This window comes from Agromyces binzhouensis, from assembly GCF_004135055.1.
Classification (GTDB): domain Bacteria; phylum Actinomycetota; class Actinomycetes; order Actinomycetales; family Microbacteriaceae; genus Agromyces; species Agromyces binzhouensis.
The window spans coordinates 1-1,545 of the sequence record NZ_SDPL01000565.1; the positions used below are offsets into that span (position 1 = coordinate 1).

A 1,545-nucleotide genomic window follows, 5' to 3' on the forward strand; every position below is an offset into this window, starting at 1 on the left:
GGCGCGGGCGCTCGCGCGCATCGCCGTCGACCACGACGGCGCGCGCGTGCTCGCCGTCGCGCACGGCACGCTCATCCGGCACGCGCTCGGCGAGCTCAGCGGCCACGAGGCGCAGAGCTACCCCAGGCTCGACAACCTGTCGTTCTCCCGGCTCGAACGAGCGGATGCCTCGTGGCGCGTGCTGACCGTCGGCGGCTCGTCGTTCGACGAGGTGCTGCCGTGGCTGCGTCCGGCCCGTGCGGGTGACGAGGGGCTGGGTCGCACCGCCTGAGCGCCGGCCGACGTGCGGCGCGTGTTGCGATCTCGGAACGATCGTGCGACGGGCCGATGTCGCCCCTCCCGGAGTCGGCCGCACCGGACGTATGATCCGGAAATGGAGGCACCGGGCAGCACCACCCTGGTCGTCGTGGGCGAGGAGGCGACCGCCGCGATCGGATCCCTCGCCGGGCTCGCGAACGTCGAGAGTGCGACGTTCGCCGAGATGACGGATGCCACCGACGCCGAGGTCGTCACCTGGTCGAGCACGTCGCACGCGCCGTTCGTCGTGCACGACCGGGATCCGCTCGGCCACGTGGCATCCGCGTGGGTCGAGTTCTACGACGAGCGGGCGACGCTCGGCGTCCTGCAGCTCGAGATCGAGCAGGTGATCGACGCGGTCGCCCGGCACGAGCTCCGGGTGCCCGACTACTACGTCGTCCTCGAGCCCGAGTCGCTGCGGGGGACCTGGATGCACTGGTGGCTCGGCGTGGTCGCCGCGGCGTCCCCGAACCGCGTGCTGCCGTGGGAGCCGGGCGATGCGCCGCTGGCCGGGCTCATCCGGCACCTGCCGACGGCTCGAGCGTGGCCCGAGGTGCATCGGTGGCTGCCGGGCGTGGTGAGGTCCGTGCCCGACCGGGTCGGACCGGGCCTCCCCGGCGCGGCCTGAGCACCGCGCGGCGGCTCAGTCGCCCGGGCGCCGTGCGCGCGCCCTGATGTGCAGGACGACGAACTCCGCGGGGCGGATCGGCGCGAAACCCACGAAGACCGGCAGGTCACCCGCATCGATGTCGCGCTCCGAGACCGTGTCGTTGTCGCACTTCACGAAGTACGCGCGATCGGGCGCGTTCCCCCGGCACGCACCGATCCGGAACAGCTCGTGCAGGAACGCGCCGACCGACTCGCGCACCTCCTCCCAGAGCGCCTCGGCGTTGGGTTCGAACCGCGTCCACTGCAGGCCGCGATCGAGGCTCTCCTCGAGGAAGAGCGCCGTGCGACGCACCGGGACGTACTTCCACGCGCTCGCCGCCGCGTCCGCGCCCGCCAGCGTGCGTGCTCCCCAGACGACCGGCCCGTGCCCCGCGAAGGTGCGCAACGTGCTGATGCCCGCCGTGTTGAGCCATTCGGCGTCGCGGTTCCCGAGGTCGAACTCGAGGCCGTCGGCGCCGCGGACGTCCGCGTCGGTTCCGGCCGGTGCCGACCACACGCCGTGCGCCGCATCGCTGCGCGCCAGCACGCCGGCCACGGACGCCGAGGCGGCGAACGTCTCGACGGACCCGGCGCGCGACG

3 protein-coding genes are annotated in these 1,545 nt (G+C 73.7%); 2 read left to right on the forward strand and 1 reads right to left on the reverse strand.

All coding sequences use genetic code 11. The annotated features are described in order from the left end of the window. On the forward strand, window positions 1-271 hold a 271-nt coding region (locus tag ESO86_RS16735), incomplete at its 5' end, for a histidine phosphatase family protein (protein ID WP_165308220.1). A 102-nt stretch (window positions 272-373) separates the two neighbouring features. After that, complete coding sequence (locus tag ESO86_RS16740; RefSeq protein ID WP_129235935.1) at window positions 374-925, forward strand: hypothetical protein; 552 nt, start codon at window positions 374-376, stop codon at window positions 923-925. 15 nt (window positions 926-940) lie between these two features. Here the strand turns inward: ESO86_RS16740 and ESO86_RS16745 are convergent. After that, on the reverse strand, window positions 941-1,545 hold a 605-nt coding region (locus ESO86_RS16745), incomplete at its 5' end, for a phage tail sheath family protein (RefSeq protein WP_165308222.1).